Annotated in this window: 17 protein-coding genes; 14 read left to right on the top strand and 3 right to left on the bottom strand. The window is 42.7% G+C overall.

Annotated elements, in window-relative coordinates:
- Positions 1 to 3: 3 nt before the first annotated feature.
- The 14 genes from DEAC_RS04275 to DEAC_RS04210 all read left to right on the top strand — a co-directional run bounded on the left by DEAC_RS04275 (position 4) and on the right by DEAC_RS04210 (position 17,459).
- Positions 4 to 3,162: an efflux RND transporter permease subunit gene (locus tag DEAC_RS04275; RefSeq protein WP_047808807.1), complete on the top strand. Its 3,159-nt coding sequence runs from the start codon at positions 4 to 6 to the stop codon at positions 3,160 to 3,162.
- A 5-nt stretch (positions 3,163 to 3,167) separates the two neighbouring features.
- Positions 3,168 to 4,472, top strand: a complete 1,305-nt coding sequence (locus tag DEAC_RS04270; protein ID WP_047809051.1) for an efflux RND transporter periplasmic adaptor subunit — start codon at positions 3,168 to 3,170, stop codon at positions 4,470 to 4,472.
- A 188-nt stretch (positions 4,473 to 4,660) separates the two neighbouring features.
- Complete coding sequence (locus DEAC_RS04265) at positions 4,661 to 6,397, top strand: ABC transporter ATP-binding protein (protein ID WP_047809050.1); 1,737 nt, start codon at positions 4,661 to 4,663, stop codon at positions 6,395 to 6,397.
- A complete protein-coding gene (locus tag DEAC_RS04260; protein WP_047808806.1) occupies positions 6,390 to 8,267 on the top strand; it encodes an ABC transporter ATP-binding protein in 1,878 nt (625 codons plus the stop codon). Before DEAC_RS04265 ends, DEAC_RS04260 begins: the two co-directional genes overlap by 8 nt.
- A gap of 150 nt (positions 8,268 to 8,417) precedes the next feature.
- Positions 8,418 to 8,663 carry an ATP-binding protein gene (locus DEAC_RS22055; protein ID WP_053006276.1) on the top strand — a complete coding sequence of 82 codons (246 nt, stop codon included), beginning with the start codon at positions 8,418 to 8,420 and terminating at the stop codon, positions 8,661 to 8,663.
- A complete protein-coding gene (locus DEAC_RS04255; protein WP_053006275.1) occupies positions 8,651 to 9,130 on the top strand; it encodes a hypothetical protein in 480 nt (159 codons plus the stop codon). Before DEAC_RS22055 ends, DEAC_RS04255 begins: the two co-directional genes overlap by 13 nt.
- A gap of 450 nt (positions 9,131 to 9,580) precedes the next feature.
- Positions 9,581 to 9,946: a GntR family transcriptional regulator gene (locus tag DEAC_RS04250; protein WP_047809049.1), complete on the top strand. Its 366-nt coding sequence runs from the start codon at positions 9,581 to 9,583 to the stop codon at positions 9,944 to 9,946.
- The gene (locus tag DEAC_RS04245; RefSeq protein WP_047808805.1) at positions 9,943 to 10,839 is read left to right on the top strand and encodes an ABC transporter ATP-binding protein; all 897 of its coding nucleotides are present in this window, start codon (positions 9,943 to 9,945) and stop codon (positions 10,837 to 10,839) included. Before DEAC_RS04250 ends, DEAC_RS04245 begins: the two co-directional genes overlap by 4 nt.
- A complete protein-coding gene (locus tag DEAC_RS04240; RefSeq protein WP_047808804.1) occupies positions 10,823 to 11,554 on the top strand; it encodes a hypothetical protein in 732 nt (243 codons plus the stop codon). Before DEAC_RS04245 ends, DEAC_RS04240 begins: the two co-directional genes overlap by 17 nt.
- Positions 11,551 to 12,264 (top strand): hypothetical protein, encoded by a 714-nt coding sequence (locus DEAC_RS04235; RefSeq protein WP_047808803.1) that lies wholly within the window; start codon positions 11,551 to 11,553, stop codon positions 12,262 to 12,264. Before DEAC_RS04240 ends, DEAC_RS04235 begins: the two co-directional genes overlap by 4 nt.
- Positions 12,265 to 12,676: 412 nt before the next feature.
- A complete protein-coding gene (gene hcp, locus DEAC_RS04230) occupies positions 12,677 to 14,320 on the top strand; it encodes a hydroxylamine reductase (protein ID WP_047808802.1) in 1,644 nt (547 codons plus the stop codon).
- 342 nt (positions 14,321 to 14,662) lie between these two features.
- Entirely contained in the window at positions 14,663 to 15,319 is a 657-nt protein-coding gene (locus DEAC_RS04225; protein WP_047808801.1) for a hypothetical protein, read from the top strand.
- Between the two features lie 261 nt (positions 15,320 to 15,580).
- A complete protein-coding gene (locus tag DEAC_RS04215; protein ID WP_047808799.1) occupies positions 15,581 to 16,870 on the top strand; it encodes an HD-GYP domain-containing protein in 1,290 nt (429 codons plus the stop codon).
- Between the two features lie 28 nt (positions 16,871 to 16,898).
- Positions 16,899 to 17,459, top strand: a complete 561-nt coding sequence (locus DEAC_RS04210) for a DUF5317 domain-containing protein (RefSeq protein ID WP_047808798.1) — start codon at positions 16,899 to 16,901, stop codon at positions 17,457 to 17,459.
- 232 nt (positions 17,460 to 17,691) lie between these two features.
- Here the strand turns inward: DEAC_RS04210 and DEAC_RS23195 are convergent, their stop codons facing one another.
- The 3 genes from DEAC_RS23195 to DEAC_RS04200 all read right to left on the bottom strand — a co-directional run bounded on the left by DEAC_RS23195 (position 17,692) and on the right by DEAC_RS04200 (position 21,091).
- Complete coding sequence (locus tag DEAC_RS23195; protein WP_152671349.1) at positions 17,692 to 17,916, bottom strand: hypothetical protein; 225 nt, start codon at positions 17,914 to 17,916, stop codon at positions 17,692 to 17,694.
- Positions 17,917 to 18,128: 212 nt separating this feature from the next.
- Entirely contained in the window at positions 18,129 to 18,896 is a 768-nt protein-coding gene (locus tag DEAC_RS04205) for a tRNA threonylcarbamoyladenosine dehydratase (protein WP_047808797.1), read from the bottom strand.
- Positions 18,897 to 19,348: 452 nt separating this feature from the next.
- Positions 19,349 to 21,091, bottom strand: a complete 1,743-nt coding sequence (locus DEAC_RS04200; protein ID WP_047808796.1) for an NADH-dependent [FeFe] hydrogenase, group A6 — start codon at positions 21,089 to 21,091, stop codon at positions 19,349 to 19,351.
- Positions 21,092 to 21,103 lie beyond the last annotated feature (12 nt).

Here is a 21,103-nt window from a genome sequence, read left to right as displayed (position 1 = left end):
TTGGTGGGTATTACTGAACTATCGATAAAAAGGCCTGCAACAATTATTATTCTTGTAGTTTTACTCTTGGGCCTGGGAATTATTGGCTACAATAGTATGGGTGTAGACATGCTGCCCTCTATGAATATACCTGTTATTACAGTTTCAGTCAGCTATGCAGGCGCAGGTTCTGATGAAATTAATAAAGAAATTGTAATGCCGCTAGAGAATGCCGTTTCCGGGATAAGCGGAATTGATACCATCTCATCGACGGCAAGGCAGGGCGCAGGCACAACAGTTATAACCTTTACCCAGGATACAGATATTAACTCTGCCCTTATGGATGTGGAAAAAGCAGTGGACAGAGCCGAGAGGCAATTGCCGACAGATGCGGATAAACCGATCATCCAAAAGATCGACCCTAATGCTTCTGCTGTCCTGATGCTAACAGTTTCCGGGTCAACCTCTTATGACGAAATTTATAATGTGGCTTATAACGTCCAGCAGGGCCTTCAGAATCTCCCTAACATAGGCCAAGTATCACTTCTGGGAGCTAACGCTAAGCAGCTGCAAGTAAAACTGGATAAATCAGCTGTTGAATATTATGGAATTAACCTAAAAACATTAATGGCCTTAATTGGTTCCGAAAATGTGAATACTCCGGCAGGGGATATTGTTCAGGGTCAAAGCGACTTAACGGTGGACATGATCGGAGAATTCCAAAATATTGATGATGTCAAAAATATCATGGTTCCAACCAGTAACTCCGGCAGTGTTCGTTTGGGTGATATTGCTCAGGTTAATTTTGATTACCCGACAAATGATACCTCAATTAAATTAAACGGCAAAAATGCTATAGCCATAAGCATTCAAAAACAGAGTGATGCTAATGTGGTGGAGACAGTTGATGGCGTTAAAAAAGAACTTGTCAATATCAGAAAAACTCTTCCTAAAGGAGTTGATCTGGGCATTGCCTACGATACCACAACCTCTATCAAGGCTTCAGTCGACGATATTAAGGAAAATATTATCGAAGGTATCATCACTACTGCCCTGGTGTTATTCCTATTTCTGCGTAACTGGCGTTCATCACTCATTGTCTTGATCGCCATTCCAACGTCCTTAGTCTCAACCTTCTTTGCCATGTACGTATGCCATTTCACTCTCAATATGATGTCGCTTTTGGCTTTGTCACTTTGCATCGGCATTTTGGTTGATGACTCCATTGTCGTTCTGGAGAATATTATTCGGCATCGGCAAATGGGTAAAAGTCCAGCGCAGGCCGCTCTGGATGGGCGGCAAGAAATTGGGATGGCTGCTGTAGCTATAACTCTCTGCGATGTTGTTGTTTTTACACCGGTAGCCTTTGTGTCAGGAACATCAGGGGCACTGTTTAGGGAATTCGGTCTTACTGTGGCTTTTGCAGCCTTATTTTCTCTCTTTATTTCCTTTACCGTAACCCCTATGCTCTCTTCAAGAATCTTACGTGACGAAGTTAATCCCTTTGATTCTAAGGGAAATAGTAAGTTAAGAAAATACCTTCTCAAGGTCATGGAGCGTTCAAGCTTATTCCAAAAGGCCAAAGAGTTACATCCCTTCGAAAAAGCTACAGAGCAATATGAAAAGACTCTGTTGTGGTCAATGAATCACAGGATGAAAATCATCGCGGTCTTTGCCATCGGAGTTATTGCGAGTATTGCCTTACTGCCTTTGGGAGCCATCAAGACAGAGTTTATTCCTCAGACCGACAATAATCAGTTGTCCGTAAATCTTTTGCTTAATCCCGGGGCCAGCCTAGAGCAAACTGAAAGCAAAGCAATTGTTGTGGAAAAATACTTACACACGTTGCCGGAAGTTACAAGCGTGTTTTCCAGGATAGGCGGCAGTGATAAATCTACGGCTAATTTCGTTGTGGGACTTGTGGATAAAAGTCAGCGCAAGAAGAGCCAAGCCCAAGTGGGTGATGAAATTCGAGGGTGGAGTAAAAAACTAACGGGTGCCAGCGTAATGGTCTCCCAAGCATCCATGGGTTCAGGGGGATTTGGCTTCGGCGGCGGCGGCCGAGGCGGCGGAGGTGGTATACAGATAAATCTGGAAGGCAGCGATAACACTGTTTTGAAATCCATCTCTTATAAAGTTGAAGACTTAGTTAAATCAATACCGGGTATTGTTGATGTTAACAACTCTGTAAGACAAAATGAAAATGAAATTAAGGTCAATGTTAACCGTCTGGCCTGTAATCAATACGGCGTATCTCCTTCCGATGTTGCATCTATTCTAAGAACAAGTATCGCTGGATCAACGGTGGGAGAATACACGGACAGCGACGGCACCTCCCACGATATCGTCGTAAGTTTTGAAGACAACCAGATAAAAACCCCGGATGACATCGGTTCTATTAAGATAATGAATGCCGCAGGACAGCAAATCGCTTTGAATCAGGTTGCCTCTATTGTCTTAGCAGATAGTCAGAAAACCATCTCCAGGCAGGATAGGTTAGAGGTTATTAATATTACGGCTAATTTGCAGCAAAATGTAGCTTTAGGAACTGCTAATGCAGAAATTCAAAGCAAATTGAGCACAATCTCCCTGCCGTATGGATATAGTATAAAATTTGGCGGAAATCAAAAAAGCATGTCAGACTCTTTTGGAAGCCTTGGCGAAGCTATGGCGGGATCAATCGTACTTGTCTACATGATTCTTGTCATACTCTACGAATCGTTCCTGACCCCCTTGATTAGAATGCTTTCCTTGCCTTGTGCAATTATTGGAGCCTTTGTCATGCTGGCGATTACGAGAAACACCCTGAACTTGACAACAATGATAGGGCTCATTATGCTTGACGGTTTGGCGTCTAAAAATGGGACTTTGCTTATTGACTATACCAATACCCTAATGAAGAGAGGCAAATCCTTGAGAGAGGCCTTGATTGAATCGGGAACAACTCGACTGAGACCGATCATTATGACATCATTGACGATGATTGTAGGAATGCTGCCTGCTGTATTTACGTTCGGTCAGGGCAGCGAGATGAAAGTTGGGATGGCCCTGGTCATTATCGGGGGCATGATCGCCTCAACGATATTCACACCTATTATCTTGCCCGTAGTTTATACCGTTATGGATGATATAAAAAACCGTCCTCGCAAGAGACGAAAGATTTTAAAACATACGGAGGCTTAAGAGTGATGAGATATGATAAAAAGCGTATGGCGATTTCAGTTTTGAGTATTGGTATGTCGTTCATTTTAACCGCCTGCGGGACGGCGGCTCCCAAACAGCAGAGTGCAGTTAACGTTAGTGTTGTACAGGCAGCTTCAGGCTCAATTACGACGAATGTCGAATATTCCAGCGAATTAAAACCATTTCAGGATATAACGATTTCTCCGAAAATTGCCGGAAAGGTTGCGACGGTGCAAGCTGATGTAGGAGATGAGGTTACACAAGGTCAGGTGTTGTTTACTCTTGACTCAAGTGATTTACAGGCTCAGCTCCAGCAGCAGCAGGCAAATCTGGAAGGAAGCCAAGTCAATTATGATAAAACACAAGGATCAGCTTATCAGCAACAATTGCTTACTGCGGAGGAAGCTCAACAAAATGCTCAAATAACTTATAACAATGCTCAAGATACTTATAATAAGGACAAAACGCTGTATAATGCCGGAGCATTATCGCAACAAAGTCTGGAGAATGATAAAAAGACTCTCGATGAGGCAACTGTCGCTCTGAATTCTGCCAACTCAAACCTGAATTTACTCAAGGAACAATCAGGACCACAGTCTGTAGAAGCTGCGGCAGCCCAAGTAAAGCAGGCGCAGTCAGCCGTAAACTATGCACAGGTTCAGGTTCAAAACACAACGATTACTTCACCGATTACTGGGACTGTTTCAAGTCGTAATATAGATATAGGAGAGATTGCATCGAGTGCGACTCAAGCTTTTACGGTGATCAACACTAAAACTGTCGTCGCTGAGGTTAATGTCCCGGATACCACGGTCATCAATCTCAAAAAAGGCCAAACAGTACCGGTTAAAATTAGCGCATTGAATAATAAAACCGTCAATGGGACGATCAACATTATCAGTCCTGCTGCCGACAAAACAAATTCCTATGTTATTGATGTTAATTTAGATAATACTAATAATGAATTAAAAGCAGGAATGTATGCTACAGTGGTTCTCCCGGCGCAAGAAAAGGATAATATCGTGACGGTACCTAACGGGGCAATATCTGTAGAGGACGGGGTTTCTTATGTTTATGCTGTTGTAAATAACACTGTAGATAAGATTCCTGTACAAGTTGGGATTTCTAACGATAAAATCTCCGAGATTGTCAGTGGCTTAAAACCAGGTGAAAATGTAATCACCGAAGGTCAAATTTTCTTAAATGACGGTGAGAAAGTAAAAATCTCTAAAGATAACACGACGACTACCACGACTACCACGACTAAGAAAACTAAGACAACCAATTCAACTTACTCAACTAAAAAGTAATTTATCCAATTATAAGATTTCCGATTTTAGCAGTGGAAGTGGGTCCCATCATACGTTGCTTGTTGGGTCAGAGTCCTCCTTTGCCGCGAAGTATTCCTTTTGGTATAGGCTCTGAAATGATCGTCTCCAGTGGAGACTATCATTTCAGAGCAGTTTTGACATTAGAAAAGATAGGAAATCAGGAAAATATGGGTATCTACAAGCCTTATTTTAAAAAATACAAATTGTTATTCTTCACAGCGGTAAGCTGTGTATTTTTTGAGGCCCTCTGTGATTTGATGCAGCCGACAATCATGGCCCGCATCATTGATGAGGGCGTGAAAAACAGCCAAATGGCAACCGTAATTAAATTTGGGCTGCTGATGTTATTGATCACAGCAATCGGGGCCTTTTTTGCGGGCACGAGGAGCGTCCTGGCAAGTAAGGTGTCTCAAAGCTTTGGAGCGGATCTGCGCTATGATGTCTTTGCTAAGATTATCAAGTTTTCTGAAGTAAGTTCCGATAAGATTGAAAGCGGTTCGCTGATCACTCGCATGACCAATGACATCTCCCAAGTAACCCAATTTATCAACGGCTTAATGAGGATCTTTTTTAAAGCGCCAATTACTTGCTTAGGAAGCATCATTCTGGCTGTTATGTTAAGCCGCCAGATGAGCTTAATCCTATTTCTCGTCGTGATGATTGTGGCCTTTTTTATCGTTATCAGTATGAAACTGAGCTATGTCCGTTTTTCTAAGGTCCAATATGCCATTGATAAAGTAAATTCAGTGGTTCAGGAATATTTGATGGGTGTAAGACTCGTTAAAGCCTTTGGACGGTATGCGGATGAGGAGGATAAGTTCGACAGCGCCAATTCTGATCTGGCTGCTAAAACGTTGTCCTCCCAGATTGTTATTGCCTATTTTTCCCCCCTTATGTCTCTAAGTATTAATCTGGGGATTGCTCTGATTTTATATATTGGAAGCATACTCTATGGGCATGGGGATATCGAAGTCGGAAAAATAGCCGCCTTCATTAGCTATATGACACAGATCTTAGCCTCTCTGATCATGATCACGAACATTTTCAATGTCTTTGTCAGGACGAAAGCCTCTACAGAACGAATCAATGAGGTGCTGAACAGCGAGGAGGATTTTAAAGGTTCCGGTCAAACATCTGATCATCATTCAGGAGAGCTTGAGTTTAAAAACGTAACCTTTGCCTATCCCAGCGGCAGCGGTCTGCCGACGATCAAAAATCTCTCCTTTAAGATTAATTCAGGAGAAACCCTGGCAATTATTGGGCCTACGGGCTCAGGGAAATCCACCCTTGTCTGGCTTTTCCTACATTTTTATGACGTCCTGGAAGGTGCTATTTATTTTAATGGAAGGGATATTAAAACCCTTAACAGCGATAGCTTGAGAGAAAATATTGCCCTGGCACCGCAAAAGAGCATGCTTTTCTCTGGAACTGTTTTCGAAAATATAGCTTGGGGAAATCCCCAAGCCTCTAAAGAGGAAATTACTCAGGCAGCCCACGCTGCCCAGGCGGACGGATTTATTCAAAATATGTCTGCTCAATACGACAGCAGTTTAGGTCAGGGCGGAGTAAATCTTTCAGGCGGCCAAAAGCAGCGCATTTCTATTGCCAGGGCCTTGGTAAAAAAAGCGCCTGTTCTGATTCTGGATGACTGCACGAGTGCCCTTGATGCCGTTACTGAAGCGAAGGTCAGAAGGGCAATCAATCAAGCCGAGAACCGCAGAACAGTAATCATGATAACGCAAAGGATAGGAACCGCAATGTTTGCCGATAAAATTCTTGTACTTGACAATGGATTGAACGTTGGCTTTGGCAGTCATCAAGAACTCCTGCAGTCCTGTAAAACCTATCAGGGAATTTTTGACTCGCAAATAGGCGGCGACTTGAAAGGGATTACGCATGGCTAAGAGTAACAATAAAAGCTTTGAAAATATGCCTAACTTGGGCAGGATTGGCGGCGGAGGGCCAAGACGATTTGCTCCCACAGAAAAGCCGAAAAACACAAAAGCAACGCTGCAAAGACTGCTGGGGATCTTTATGTTATGGCGAAGGTCCTTCTTTCTGTCAATCGCTTTAACAGTCACTTCCGCCACAGTCGCCTTATTTACCCCGCTTTTTTTAGGCATGGCAATCAATACCTTCCATCCCCAAACCAATACTGTCGATAAATCATTATTGGCAGACTATATCCTGATTCTGGTGGCATGTTACCTTGCCGGCTGGCTTCTTGATACATCCAATGGCATTCTGATGGCCAAGGTTACCCAAAAACTTGTCAAACACATTCGAACCGAGTTTTTTGCTAAGCTGCAGAACATCCCCCTGGATTTTTATGACACGAGATCACACGGGGACACTATGAGCAGGGTTACTAATGATGTTGATAATATCAGCAGCACTATTTCCCAGACGACGACTCAGCTTATCGCGAGCGTTTTTACTATTGCAGGTTCCTTTATTATGATGCTCGTCCTAAGCCCCATTTTGACGCTCGTTGCCATGATATCCATACCACTGTTTTTCTTGTTAACCAAAACAATTACCAGACGCAGCCGAGGCTATTTTTTAGGGCAGCAGCAAAAGCTGGGTGCGTTAAACGGTGTAATTGAAGAGAGCATTAACGGTTTGAAGATGGTCAAAGCCTTTAACCAGCAGCAAAATGTTCTGACGGATTTTGGGAATACCAATCAGGAGCTTTGTGATTATTCGACAAAGGCTCAAATCTGGGCTGGTTTTATGATGCCGTTTATGAATGTTATTAATAACCTGAGCTTTGCTATCATTGCCTGTACAGGTGGAATATTGTCAGTTAAAGGAGTCATAACTGTTGGGGTGGTCGTAAGTTTTCTGACCTACTCCAAACAATTCGGTCAGCCTTTAAATAATATTGCCGGAATGTTTAATAACATCCAATCGGCCTTGGCCGGTGCGGAAAGAGTCTTTGAAATCATGGACGAAAAAGAAGAAGTCCCTGACCGAGCGGATATAAAAGAACTAACTGACCCTCAAGGAGCGGTCGAATTTCGTAATGTCACGTTTTTCTATAATCCCGGCAAACCGGTGTTAACGGATATCAACTTTAAAGTCAGCCCTGGTGAAGTTGTTGCTTTAGTCGGTGAAACAGGTGCTGGAAAAACGACGATTGTCAATTTATTAACTCGTTTTTATGAGCTGGACCAAGGGAAAATTCTCATTGACAACAGGGATATTACGGAAATTGCCAGAAAAAACTTAAGAAGCTGTTTCTCAGTCGTATTACAAGATACTTGTCTCTTTACAGGTACGATCTACGATAATATCCGTTATTCAAGACCTTCTGCCTCAGATGAGGAAGTCAAAGAGGCCGCTAAGCTGGCTCATGGCGACGAATTTATAACCCGTTTGCCCAAAGGCTATGATACGATCGTAACCGGCAGTACAGATAACCTTAGTCAAGGACAGCGCCAATTACTGGCTATCGCCCGGGCCATACTATGCGACGCTCCGATTTTAATTCTTGATGAGGCTACAAGCAGTGTTGATACCAAGACCGAAAAAGAAATTCAGCATGCACTGTTGACTCTCATGAAAAATCGGACGAGCTTTTTAATTGCTCATCGACTTTCAACCATTCGCGATGCTGACAAAATAATGGTTATCGGCAGCGGAAAAATATTGGAGAGCGGAACTCATGATGAACTTATGAGAAGCAAAGGGGCTTATTATGAAATGGTAATAAGCCAAATGGGATATGAGGATAAGCTGGAATCAGATGCCGATTCGTTTAAAGTCTTTTAACAACTGCTCTGGCTTTTGACGATTGGGAAAATAGCAGGGTTATTCAAAATCGCTTTTAGAAAATAAAGTAAAACAAATTAGCTCGAAAAGACGTTTTAACGCCTTTTCGAGTACTTTTTTTCATTGGTTTACCGAGCGAAAGCAAGAGTGATGAATAAGAAACATATGATCCTGGTCTTCGATGAATTTCAAGAGGTTATTCGGATTGCCGGTGAAGATGCACTCAAGGTCATGCGCTCTTACTTCCAAGCACACCAAAATGTCGCTTATCTTTTCCTCGGGTCTAAAGAAGGCATGATGAATACCATTTTTGGCGATAAGAGACAAGCCTTTTATCGTTTTGCAACAATTTTACCTATTCCTTCGATTCCTTCAGAGGCCTGGTGGATTATATAACTCGTAAATTCCAAGCGCAAAATATTATGCTTAATGACCGCGTAATTTCAGAGATCCTAACGTTAAGCAAAGGACATCCTCAAGATACCATGCTTTTATGTTCAGAAATATATTATTCCTTGCTCGAAGCTGGGGTAAAGACCTTAAGCTTGGATTTTGTCAGGCTTGGTTTTGAAGGGGCGCTGCTGTCATTATCTCCGGTCTCTGATGAGCTTCTGGATGAGTTAGGGAGTTTAGGCAATTCTCGCCGAGTTTTGATTAGTTTAGCGAAGGGGCTCCTTATTTACTCTGGGATGAGCGGGAATCCCAACGACATTAAGAGGGCCGTCGATCTGCTCATTGACAAGGTAATCATCGAAAAAACAGGGCGTGGAGCTTATCGATTTGTGGAGCCGATGTTAAAGATTACCTTGATAGACGAATCGAGGGCTATCAGCCTTCAATTGAAAACAGCCTGTCAGCAATAGAAAGACCGCTGCCGATTAATAATAAGATTATTATCAATTTCATTTTTTCACATCCTATAATGTTTCATACAGTATTCAATCAATCGTAAGACTCCTGCCTCTACAAGTGGGAGTGGTTCCCATACCTTGCTTCGGTGGGGACAGAGTCCATCCTTCAGCGCGATAGTATTTGTTATGGGCTAGGCGCTTTCGGCGAAAGTGCCCACAGGACACTTTCGTCACCGAAGCTCCGATGTTCAGCTTTAGGTGAACGAATTCCCTAGTAGGCTTTCTCTGCAAATATGGAATATCCTTCCAGTTATATTCTTTATGGTTTTTCGACATTAATGAATCAATTTTACGTTGAAAAATAACACCAAACACTATATACTGCATTACATCAGTAATGTACTACATGTCCCTAACATCTCTAATTTGGGAAGTGAGAATGTGATCCTGAATTCCGACAGTATGAAACCTATCTACATTCAAATATCTGAATGGCTGGAAACGGAAATTTTGCGGGCTAACCTTAAAGAAGGGGAGCGTATTTACTCGCAATACCAACTGGCAGAAATGTTTAATATTAATCCTGCTACCGCAGCCAAAGGGCTCAATATTCTCGTCGATGAAACTATTGCTTATAAGAAGCGGGGCTTGGGTTTGTTTGTAGCGCCGAATGCCAAACAGTTTATTCTTCATAAACGCAGAAGTCAGGTTTTGAAACAGCTGATTAACGAAATTGTTCTTGAAGCGAAGCATCTGGATGTTAAAGAGACCGAATTAATGGATTTAATACACCAGGTTTTCAATGAGATTGAGGAGGATAAAGAATGACAGTTATTCAGGGGGAGAATCTTACCAAATCCTATGGCAAAACTTTAGCCTTAGACAATCTGACCTTCCAAATCGAAGAAAATAAACTTACCGGCCTAATAGGCAGAAATGGTGCGGGAAAAACAACGCTGCTGAAGCTCATAGCCGGGTATTTGAAGCCCAGCCGGGGAGAGATCAACGTATTTTCTCACAATCCCTTTGACAGTCTTCAGGTCTCTGCCAATATCATCTTCATCGACAATCATATGGCTTTTCCCACTGCCTTTAGTCTCGATGATATCTTAACCGAAGTTGCTCACTACTATCAAAATTGGAACGCCAAACTTGCCCACGGATTATTTGACTATTTTTCCTTCAATCCAAAGCAGCGGCATGGCAGCTTATCCAAAGGCAATCAAAGTACATTTAACATGATCATCGGTCTAGCTGCCCGTTGCCCGCTGACCATCTTTGATGAACCGACAAGCGGGATGGACTCTGCTGTACGAAAAGACTTCTATAGGGCGTTGCTTAAGGACTATTTGGAATATCCTCGTACTATAATCCTTTCTAGTCACTTGCTGAGTGAAGTGGAGGATATTTTAGAAGATATTCTTCTTCTCAGGGACGGGACAAAATGCCTTCACCAATCGGTCCTTGAGCTTAAGGAATATGCTCTTGGTCTTAAGGGACCAAAGCAAACGGTTTTAGAACGGTTGAAGGGGCAGGAAATTCTACATACTGAGGAGTTCGCCCAGGGGAGTTTGTATGCAGTGATAAAAAATCAAGGATTGACCTCTCAACAATTCCTTAAACATGAGGATCTTGAACTTCTGCCGGTGTCTCTGGAAGACTTGTGCATCTACTTAACAGGCAATGCCAAAGGGGGGATTGATCATGTCTTTAAACAATAATTTATTGTCTATCGCTTCTCGCCAGTATGTCTATAAATTAAAGGCCAATTCGTCCGGGGTCTACTCTCTGATCTTTATCCAAGTTTTGGCCTTATTATTTTCCCTCAGCGGAATTCAGAGTATGTCCAGTGTTTCTGAAACATTGAGGGTCAATGTCAAATATTTCTCCGCAGATATAATAATTAGTTTTACATTTATTTGGATTTTCTTTATGTCTTTAAGATTGACATCAATTAATTCTAAAACTATGGATTTTACTCTTGTTACGAACCGTTTATCAAGTCATTTGTCCAATATAGGACTATTGCTGACAACAATAATCTTCGGCAGCATATCGTCATCTTTAATGGGCTTTGTGCTTAAAATCATAATGTATTTTGCCTTTGACCGCTCCCAGATAGGGGTAAATGGTTTCTACCCGGTTTTTTCAGACATTTTGTTAGGGATTATTACGACAGGTCTTTATATGACCCTGATTGCTTCCATGGGTTATCTGTTAGGAATCTTAATTCAGATCCATGTGCTCTTTGTAGTATTATACCCCGCGGCTCTCTTCGGACTGGAAAAAGTAAATCCGCAAATGTTAAAGTTATCCTTTGATTTCTTTGCCTCCGAAACATCGCCGTTACTATTTGCCATAAGAATTATTCTTTCGTCTCTAATCGTGTTTTCCCTCAGTTGTTTGCTTTCCAATCGCATGGAGGTGAGGAAATGAGTATTATTGGTCTTCCCATAGCTGTTGCCATCTTGGTTGTTGTAATTATGCTGGCAAGGAAACTTGGAACTATAGTTGTGACCTTTATGAGCTGGCGCAAAAGTGCGATTATAGCAGGCGTTTACCTCCTTGGCCTGATCTTATCCGTTGTGATTGCAGCAGTATTGCCCAATCATGGTTTTGGATTGATGGAGAGAAGCCATACAGGGGGGGGCATACAAAAAGGAAATGTATGGACTACCTCTTATTCTATTAGAACCCAGAAGGACTTTGAGAGCCAGCCCGGGCTGTATTTAAACAGCCGCCAAACATTTAAAATAGATCAAAGGGCAGTAAAACTTGGGTTTGCCCCGAACCCGGGACACTTTCAAATTTATGTTGAGCAGAAAGAGGCGGATGACGGCAAAATCGATGTTTCGACCTATAGTACTCCTTTTTATGTTGGAGAGACGGATTATACAAAGCTGCTTCAGCCGCCCAAAGTTATCTTTCAGGATGGATTATTGGTAATAGAACCTGTTCAACAAACGTTAACACTTAAATTATTCAAGTCGAATTTTACTCAGAGCCAATTTGAAGGAAAAAATGCGGTGAACTTGCAAAATGGTTTAAGCTCAAGTTTCGGTTGGAGTGAAGTTTTATTGAGAGTTCCTAAAAGTATGAAGATTGATAAAGGGCAGAATTACTTACAATACCTCGATAAGGATTAACAGTGATTCAGTTTATCCCCGCTTCTCCTTGTTAATCATTCAATTTAAGGCGATCTTACTCCACAATACCAGTGAAGCGAGATCGCCTTTCGCTATCTGAATTCACTTTTAATTTTTAACCCTAAGTTTCTACACATCCCCTTGGTCCTTCGTTAACTTCAGGTGGGGTAGAGTCCTCCTTCGCCGCTAAGTATTCTTATTGGGAAAGGCGGCTCGGCAATAATGTCCATTGGACATTATTGTATCTGAAACCCCGATGTTCAGCTTGAGCTGAACAAGTTCCCTGGGTGTGACTTTTATCACACCAAAAGACTTGTCTTGGTCACAGTGTTTTCCCCTAATTTGCTTTAAACTAACTATTGTCAGGTTGAGTTAAGACAAAACTTTAAATAAAATTTAGGGGGATACACGAATGAGTATGTTTTGCTATCAATGTCAGGAAACAGCGAAAGGAACCGGCTGCACCATTAAGGGAGTTTGCGGGAAGACAGAAAATGTTGCTAATTTGCAAGATCTTCTCATCTATACCTTAAAAGGAATTTCTATCTTTGCCCTTCAAGCACGAGAAATGGGTATTGTCAGACCGGAGATTGATAAATTCATCATGGAAAGCCTCTTTACTACGATCACCAATGCTAACTTTGACAGAAGCCGATTCGTTGCAAGAATTGAAGAAGGGCTAAAACTTCGCGATGAACTCAAGCAAGCCATTATTAAAGCGGGCGGCACCATATCTGCAGACTTGAATGACGCTGCAACATGGACAGGTTCTGCTGGAGAATTTGATCAGAAGGCAGCTCTCGTCGGAATTTTAACGACAGAAAATGAAGATGTACGTTCTTTGAGACAGTTACTCACCTACGGCCTAAAGGGCATGGCGGCCTATGCGGAACACGCTTATACCTTGGCTTATAAAGAAGATGGAATTTTTGCCTTCATTGAAAAGGCCTTAGCAGCTACGTTAGATGATACCTTAGCAGCAGATGCTCTCGTCGCCTTGAACTTGGAAGCAGGAAAATATGGCGTTGAGGTTATGGCTCTTCTGGACAAGGCTAATACCACAACCTATGGCAATCCTGAACTGACTAAAGTAAATATCGGGGTCAGAAACAATCCGGCCATCCTGGTCAGTGGACACGATCTAAAAGATCTTGAAGAATTACTGATTCAAACCCAGGGTACAGGTGTTGACGTTTATACTCACGGTGAAATGCTCCCGGCCCATTACTATCCGGCCTTTAAGAAATACGACAATTTCGTAGGCAACTATGGAAATGCTTGGTACAAACAAGATAAAGAATTCGAATCCTTCAATGGACCGATTTTACTAACCACGAACTGCCTGATTCCTCCCAAGGATTCCTACAAAGACCGCCTCTATACAACGGGAGCTGTGGGCTTTGAAGGAATTAAGCACATCTCTGACCGTGCTGACGGCCAAAGCAAAGATTTCTCTGCTCTTATTGCACACGCTAAGCAATGCCCGTCCCCCACTGAGATTGAAACAGGGGAAATAATCGGAGGTTTCGCTCACAATCAAGTCCTGGCCCTGGCGGATAAAGTTGTTGAAGCAGTAAAATCAGGTGCCATTAAACGCTTCTTCGTCATGGCCGGCTGCGATGGCCGCATGAAGAGTCGCGACTATTACGCCAACTTCGCCGAGGCTTTGCCGAAAGACACTGTGATTCTGACCGCAGGATGTGCAAAATATAAATACAATAAATTAAACTTAGGAGATATCGGCGGCATTCCCAGAGTTCTTGATGCGGGCCAATGCAACGATTCCTACTCCTTAGCAGTAATAGCCCTGAAACTCAAAGAAGTCTTTGGACTTGACGATGTGAACCAGCTTCCTATTTCCTACAACATCGCCTGGTATGAGCAAAAAGCGGTTATCGTTTTACTGGCTCTCCTTTATCTGGGTGTAAAAAACATTCACTTAGGCCCCACGCTCCCGGCCTTCTTATCCCCGAATGTTGCTAAAGTTCTCGTTGAAAACTTTGGTATTGCAGGTATCACTAATGTTGAGGATGATCTGAAGATCTTCCTGGGATAATTAAATGGTGCAGAAAAGAGTTGCAGTGAACCGGAGAACCGGTTTGCTGCAACTCTTTATTGTTGTATAGGAAAGTATATATTTTGGACCTGTGGATAAGTATGAGTGTGCATCGTCACACTTTTTTTGCTTTAGGTAAACTATTGTTGTTATATGGATTACTATAGGATTTTAAAGCCATGAAGATTTTAGAAAACCGGGATGTGAATTTAATGATCGCAAATTCCGGATGAAACTTTTGTCAAAATTGTCAGTTACATGGGAGGAAAAAGAATTTTCACGTCGAAAATAACTTTGGATAGGAACTTTAAACTTTATTTTAAAGGATCGAGGAGAGTTTTCATGTCAGAAGTGACTTTTTCTAGCCAAGACTGGGAGCAGGCTATTATGCAAATTAAATCGGTGATCGCTGCTCGTATTAATCTCAATAATCAAGGGGAAATCGAAGAAGTTCATGTTCTGGCTAATTCAGGAAGACCTCCTAAACAGGTAGTCCGAGATGTTGAATCAGTGATGGCTGCACAGTTTGGTTTGGAGATCGATCATAAAAAGATCAGTGTGGCGCAAATCGGGGATGATGAGGAAAACAACGTACTCGCTGTTGTTGAGTCAACCCGGCCAAAATTGGTCGGCGTTACCCTCAGAACCGTCAATGGTATGGCTGAAGTTAAAGTCGAGCTATTGTCTGGAGACAAGCTGATTGAAGGAATTGCTGAAGGGCCATCTTCCGCCTATAACAAACTTCGCCTCTTCGTCGATGCCACCCTTAAGGCCATTGCATCCATTGCGTTAAAAGAATTTATATTTGTAACTGAAGATGTAGGTATCATGCGACTGGCTAAACAAGAGGTTGCTTTAGTATCTATAACCTTAATAGCCCCTATGGGAGAGCAGTCCTTGACCGGATGTGCTTTGGTCCGGAGTGATGACCGAGAAGCAGTGGTTAAGGCGACTCTAGATGCAGTCAACAGAAAGCTTAAATTTCTCATAAACGATTAAACTTGCTAATTTTGGCCGACTTATTAACAATTAGATTTTGAATTCTGTTTGATTCCCTTGAGCGAAGCGGAAAAAACAGCGGAACGGAAAAAGAGCGGAGCGGTTAAACTATACCTTTGAAAAAAATCAAGGAGGTTTACCGCAATGAGCAAATTATTAAAAGCTATTACTGTTCTCGTAACACTCGTTCTTGCCGGCGGCGCTAGCTTCAGAATCTGATTGTGAAAGAGTCGGCCAAATAATTCTTTAGAGGTATTGAAGATGCATTCATTATCCAAAAGATTTAAAGGCCTTTTTATTTTAGTTACTATATTAGCCGTTTTAATATTGATTATTTCCGCAAAAAATTCGGTTTGGAATAATAATCAGTTTATTGACATTCTAATTTTTAGCATCTTAGCAATTGCCAGCGAATCTCTTCCAGTTGCTCTTCCAAGAGGTGGATTTGTTACAGTTAGTTATTCAGTTTTCTTTACAGCAGTGATCCTTTTTCCTTCCTGTGGAGCTCTTATTGTTGCAGCTGTAGGAGGCCTTTTTCCCTTAGGAAATGCGTCCAAAGATACGCCTCTATTTAAACGTGTATTTAACGGTTCTCAATATTTATTATCGCAAGCAGCAGCTGTATGTGTTTTAAAGCTGACAGGAATAGAAAGTTTTCATACAAAAATTTCTTCTTTAGTAGGTTATATATTGGTAGCTTTTGCTTACATGATTACTAATATTTCTATAGTAACTTTAGCTCTGGGCTTTCTTCAAAGAAAGTCTCCTTGGTCAATATGGATAAGTAATATGCGTTGGGCTTTGCCAAACTTCATGGCTCTTGTGCCAGTGGGCTATTTAATGGCCTTAATTTTTTATAATTATGGAGCCTTAGGACTTTTTTTGCTTTTTATTCCTCTCTTAGTTTGCCGCCATTCTTTTCAACTCTATATGGATATGCGCGAAAATTACCTTAATACTGTAGAAGCTCTTGTCCAGGCTCTTGAGGCCAAGGATAAATATACTAGCGGGCATTCGGCAAGAGTTGGGAAACTTGCCGTCGTCATAGCAGAAGAAATTGAAATGAACGAAGATAAGACGGAGTTTCTTAAATATGCAGCTGTATTGCATGACGTCGGAAAGATAGGGGTTAGCGAAATAATCTTGAATAAAGAAGGCAAATTGTTGGATTCGGAATGGGAATCCATTCGCAGTCATCCGGTTATTGGGGAAACCATTATCAAAAGCATAAAATTTATGTTCGATATCGGACAAGTAGTTCGTCATCATCATGAGCGTTATGACGGCAAAGGCTATCCCGATGGGATTCAAGGAGAAGATATTCCCCTAGAGTCTCGGATTATTGCTGTAGCCGATACCTATGATGCGATTACGTCAGATCGGAGTTACCGTAAAGGTAAGACTCATGAGGAAGCCATTGAAGAGCTGAAGAGAGTTGCCGGATCACAATTAGACCCTAAATTAGTTGAGGTTTTTTGTAGAGTCGTCACACTGGAATCGGTATCTCGGATAATTAATGCCGGGAAGATTCAGATAGCTTCGTCCTGCTGAGCATATTAGATGGAAGTTGAGGTAAAGCATGCTTATTGAAACCTTGATTTTATCGCTAATTGTAAGTTTACTATGCGGAGGAGAACTAAATCGTTTGGGTGAGCTAGCCTTGCGGCAGTTTTGGTTTGTCCCAATGGCTTTCTTGCTGCAGGGCGTAGTTTATTGGGCGAGCCTTCGACATAGCGGTCTGGTTCCTGGTCAGCTTTGTTCGCTTCTTGATACCGGGTCATATTTTTTGCTGCTGATCTTTACGTTACGAAATCGTTCCCTAAAGGGAATATGGCTAATTGCTGGAGGGGTCTTCCTCAATACCTTAGTAATAGCTTTAAACGGGGGGGTTATGCCCGTTGATCCCCTTTTTCTGCCGGAAACCAGCCGTAAGGCGTTGCTGGCCGGGCAGGGTACGCATGGGTTGATGACTGCAGCAACTCATTTAAAGATTTTGGCCGATCGGTTTTATTTGGCTGTTCCTGGGCTTCAGAAACAAGTGTTTAGTATCGGAGACTGTCTTATTGATATAGGATGCTTTACGTTGATTTTTAAGACGACAAGGAGATCGGCCAATAAGCAAGAAAAGCAAACTGCTTGATTTTTTTATTTCTTCATTTCTAAAATAATCTCTAATGCACTATTTGAGGTCTTTAAAGAAACAAACTAAAAAGGGACCGTTTCATAATGATTATCTATCTGTTTTATAAATAAAACCCTGCATATAAGTGGGAGATTTTACACCACTATTTATGCAGGGTTTTGTTTAATGAAGGGCGTTTATGTATTTTGCAACAGCAAGTCTTTCATGTTTGTGTAATTTCACCAGTTTATCATCCAAAATATCCTGTTTTTCGAAGTTTGCTTTCGTCACAGATTTCATCAGTTTCATTAAGTTCAGGGATACAGAGGTCAAAGGGAGCAGCAAATACTTGGTATGGCTTATGTAGTAAGTAATTGGAGATTTGTCTGAGTAATTCTCTTGAAATACTTTGGTGTTGCCAGGTAGGGAGCTGCCTGCCTATAGGGTATCCCGTCAATGATTTCCCATCGCTCATCTTCCGGCCACGTTAAGTAATCGGCGTAGGTAATTTCTCCTTTGATTCCGGTAAAGGCATAAAATCACTCCTTACTGGAAAATAACTTCAGGTGGGGTAGAGTCCTCCTTCGCCGCTAAGTATTCCTATTGGGAAAGGCGGCTCGGCAAATATATCCACTGGGCATTATTGTATCTGAAGCCCCGATACTCAGCTTTGGCTGAACGAGTTCACTATCCCTTTAATAGATCCCGGACAACTTCTCCCGCTATAAGCAACCCAACTACCGATGGCACAAAGGAGATGCTTCCCGGAGTTTGACGCTTTTGCATCGCGAGAGTTCCTTCGTTTTCGGAATTAATAGTCGTTGAATTGTCGGACGAAGGAGCCGGAGAGACTGAAGAAATAGGGGCGATCGGAAGTTCGGAACTGGAAACTACCTTCACGCCGCGCGTGATACCTTCTTGACGCAGTAATTTGCGCATGGTTTTCGCCAGGGGGTCACCACTGGTCTTGGAAATGTCACTGACTTGGTAATTTTCGGCTGTAAGCCTGTTGCCAGCCCCCATACTTGAGATTAAAGGTATTTCCCGTGCTAAACATTCTTTGATTAAAATTACTTTGCTGGAAACTGTATCGATGGCATCCACCACATAGTCCGGTTTCCTTTGCAGGAAATCGGCAACATTTTCTGCTGAAATAAATTCTTTGAAGATTTCAACGTGAGCCTCCGGATTTATCTCTTTGATTCGGCGTTGCATAACTTCTACCTTCGCTTCACCAATCGTGGAGTGAAGAGCATGGATTTGACGGTTGAGATTTGAAATGCTGATTTCATCAAAATCAACCATAATTAAATGACCAACTGAGGCGCGCGCCAGTGCTTCGACGGTATAGGAACCGACTCCGCCTATTCCGAAAATGAGGACCGTACTGAGGCGAAGCTTTTCTAAGCCCTCACTGCCAATTAAAAGTTCAGTTCTCGAAAATTTATGTTCCATCGTGTCCCCCGTATAGAGAATTATTTATCTTTTTGCGGCGAGAAGACTCTCATCCTTTTTAGGCGGCGAGATGAATCGCCGCTCCCCAATTATTGTAGAACACCAGTTCTAAACTTGTTCTTGTTGTGGTGAAATAAGGGAAATAAGGATAACGTGCTTAGCGAAGTGTTGGTAGGGGAGGCTCACTGTTATTGTAGCATAACCATCTACAAATAAGCTAATCTTGGGGTTACCGCGGTTTTCGACCTCACTCTGCTTCTTTGGCATAAGTAAACTAATTGATATTATTGTTTACTCTGTCAATAGCTTGTTTTCATTATTCGTGATGCCCTTAATAACGGCCTGCGAGTCTAATAATTATTAGCTAATGACGGTATATGAGCAGCGGATATTTCGGACAGAAACTTCTCTTGAAAGGACTACGATAGAAGTGAGGGAGAGGAATGTGGGGACTAAATCTTAGGACGTTGAGTGAAGCTTGTATGAAGAAGTTCATGGGCCCTTTCACCATATGGTTCACCGATGTACTTTTTGTACAGTTCTATGACGGCAGGGTTTTCGTGAGATTTACGGCGGGGTTTGGAGCGATCTTCTTCGTAGATGGCGGCGGCCCGAGCTTTAAGAATTTCCACATTGCCATGATGATAAGGCTGCCCGCCGCCGCCGATGCATCCGCCGGGACAGGCCATAATCTCGATGGCATCATACTCGGCTTCACCGGTTTGTATCTTTTCCAGAATTGTGCGCGCATTGCCCAGGCCGTGGGTTACTGCTATTTTAAACTCCCGCCCTTCGATAGGGATAACGGCTTCTTTAATGCCGTCCATGCCGCGGAGACTTTCGAACTCGACATGTTCCAAGGGTTTTCCTGTCAGCCATTCGTAGGCGGTTCTCAGGGCAGCTTCGATAACTCCTCCTGTCGTGCCGAAAACGACGGCAGCTCCCGTTGACTCGCCTAAAGGATGGTCGAATTCTTCATCGTTAAGCCGTTCAAAGTGAATCCCGGCTTCCCGAATCATGCGGCATAACTCCCGGGTGGTAATAACAATGTCCACATCCGGTGTGACAGGATCTTGCCCCAGTTCCGGCCGGGCGGCTTCGTATTTCTTAGCAACGCAAGGCATGACCGATACAACGGTTATTTTCTGAGGATCGATGCCGTAGGTATCTGCATAATAGCTTTTGGCTAAGACTCCTAACATTTCGTGAGGGGATTTGCAGGTCGATGGGATATCCAGGAGATCAGGGAATTGATGCTCAAAGAATTTAACCCAGGCAGGGCAGCAGCTTGTCAGGATCGGCAGCCGTCCTCCATGTTTCAGACGGTGAATGAATTCTGTAGCCTCTTCCATAATCGTTACGTCTGCTCCAAACTCCGTATCAAAGACACGGTCAAAGCCGAGACGGCGTAGAGCTGCCACCATTTTGCCTGTGACTATGGTCCCCGGTTCCAGACCAAAACCTTCGCCCAGTGCAACTCTTACTGCTGGGGCTGTTTCCACAATTACGTAGCGTGACGGATCGTTAAGAGCTTTCCAGACCTTATCGACTTGATCCAATTCCATTAACGCTCCAGTTGGACAGACAGCAATGCATTGACCGCAGAAGGTGCATGAGGTTTCATGCTGGGGTAAATCAAAAGCAGTTTTTACAACGGTCTCAAAACCACGTCCGACGGCGGAATAAACACCGACAGTTTGCACATCGTTACACATCGTTTCACAGCGCCGGCAGCGAATGCATTTGTTGGGATCACGGATAATAGCCAGACTTGATTTGTCGATTTCAAATTTAGTTTCTTCGCCTTCGTAGGTGATATTCCGTACTCCAAGATCGGCGGCGAGAGCCTGGAGGTCACAATCCAAATTCTTGGCACAGGTTAAACATGATTTTGGATGGTCGGAGAGCAGAAGCTCCACCATGGTTCGTCTGGCCTGGATAGCACGGGGCGTATCTGTTTTAACGACCATATTATGAGATACCGGGGTCGAGCAAGCGGGGGCCAAAGTACGGCGGCCTTCAACCTCGACCAGGCAGACACGACAAGAAGCGATGTGATTATTAAGTCTCATCTCATGTAAGTTCAAATAACATAAAGTTGGAATATCGATATTAACGGTTCTTGCGGCATCTAGAATAGACATTCCTTCCGGAACTGTAAGGGGTATGTCATTAATCGTTAATTGTACATCCATAGAGAAGCCTCC

The sequence above is a fragment of the Desulfosporosinus acididurans genome (genome assembly GCF_001029285.1).
GTDB classification, from domain to species: Bacteria; Bacillota; Desulfitobacteriia; order Desulfitobacteriales; family Desulfitobacteriaceae; genus Desulfosporosinus; species Desulfosporosinus acididurans.
Note: the sequence above shows the minus strand (reverse complement) of the source record. Positions and strands in the feature narration are given on the sequence as shown.

What these genes read in the sequence shown, in the direction of transcription:
- DEAC_RS04250 (WP_047809049.1), top strand. Translation starts at nt 9,581, where the DNA reads ATGAAACCTATCTACATTCAAATATCTGAATGGCTGGAAACGGAAATT.
- DEAC_RS04260 (WP_047808806.1), top strand. Translation starts at nt 6,390, where the DNA reads ATGGCTAAGAGTAACAATAAAAGCTTTGAAAATATGCCTAACTTGGGC.
- DEAC_RS04215 (WP_047808799.1), top strand. Translation starts at nt 15,581, where the DNA reads ATGCATTCATTATCCAAAAGATTTAAAGGCCTTTTTATTTTAGTTACT.
- DEAC_RS04225 (WP_047808801.1), top strand. Translation starts at nt 14,663, where the DNA reads ATGTCAGAAGTGACTTTTTCTAGCCAAGACTGGGAGCAGGCTATTATG.
- DEAC_RS22055 (WP_053006276.1), top strand. Translation starts at nt 8,418, where the DNA reads ATGAATAAGAAACATATGATCCTGGTCTTCGATGAATTTCAAGAGGTT.
- hcp (WP_047808802.1), top strand. Translation starts at nt 12,677, where the DNA reads ATGAGTATGTTTTGCTATCAATGTCAGGAAACAGCGAAAGGAACCGGC.
- DEAC_RS23195 (WP_152671349.1), bottom strand. Translation starts at nt 17,916, where the DNA reads ATGAGCGATGGGAAATCATTGACGGGATACCCTATAGGCAGGCAGCTC.
- DEAC_RS04240 (WP_047808804.1), top strand. Translation starts at nt 10,823, where the DNA reads ATGTCTTTAAACAATAATTTATTGTCTATCGCTTCTCGCCAGTATGTC.
- DEAC_RS04270 (WP_047809051.1), top strand. Translation starts at nt 3,168, where the DNA reads ATGAGATATGATAAAAAGCGTATGGCGATTTCAGTTTTGAGTATTGGT.
- DEAC_RS04265 (WP_047809050.1), top strand. Translation starts at nt 4,661, where the DNA reads ATGGGTATCTACAAGCCTTATTTTAAAAAATACAAATTGTTATTCTTC.
- DEAC_RS04235 (WP_047808803.1), top strand. Translation starts at nt 11,551, where the DNA reads ATGAGTATTATTGGTCTTCCCATAGCTGTTGCCATCTTGGTTGTTGTA.
- DEAC_RS04200 (WP_047808796.1), bottom strand. Translation starts at nt 21,091, where the DNA reads ATGGATGTACAATTAACGATTAATGACATACCCCTTACAGTTCCGGAA.
- DEAC_RS04205 (WP_047808797.1), bottom strand. Translation starts at nt 18,896, where the DNA reads ATGGAACATAAATTTTCGAGAACTGAACTTTTAATTGGCAGTGAGGGC.
- DEAC_RS04245 (WP_047808805.1), top strand. Translation starts at nt 9,943, where the DNA reads ATGACAGTTATTCAGGGGGAGAATCTTACCAAATCCTATGGCAAAACT.
- DEAC_RS04210 (WP_047808798.1), top strand. Translation starts at nt 16,899, where the DNA reads ATGCTTATTGAAACCTTGATTTTATCGCTAATTGTAAGTTTACTATGC.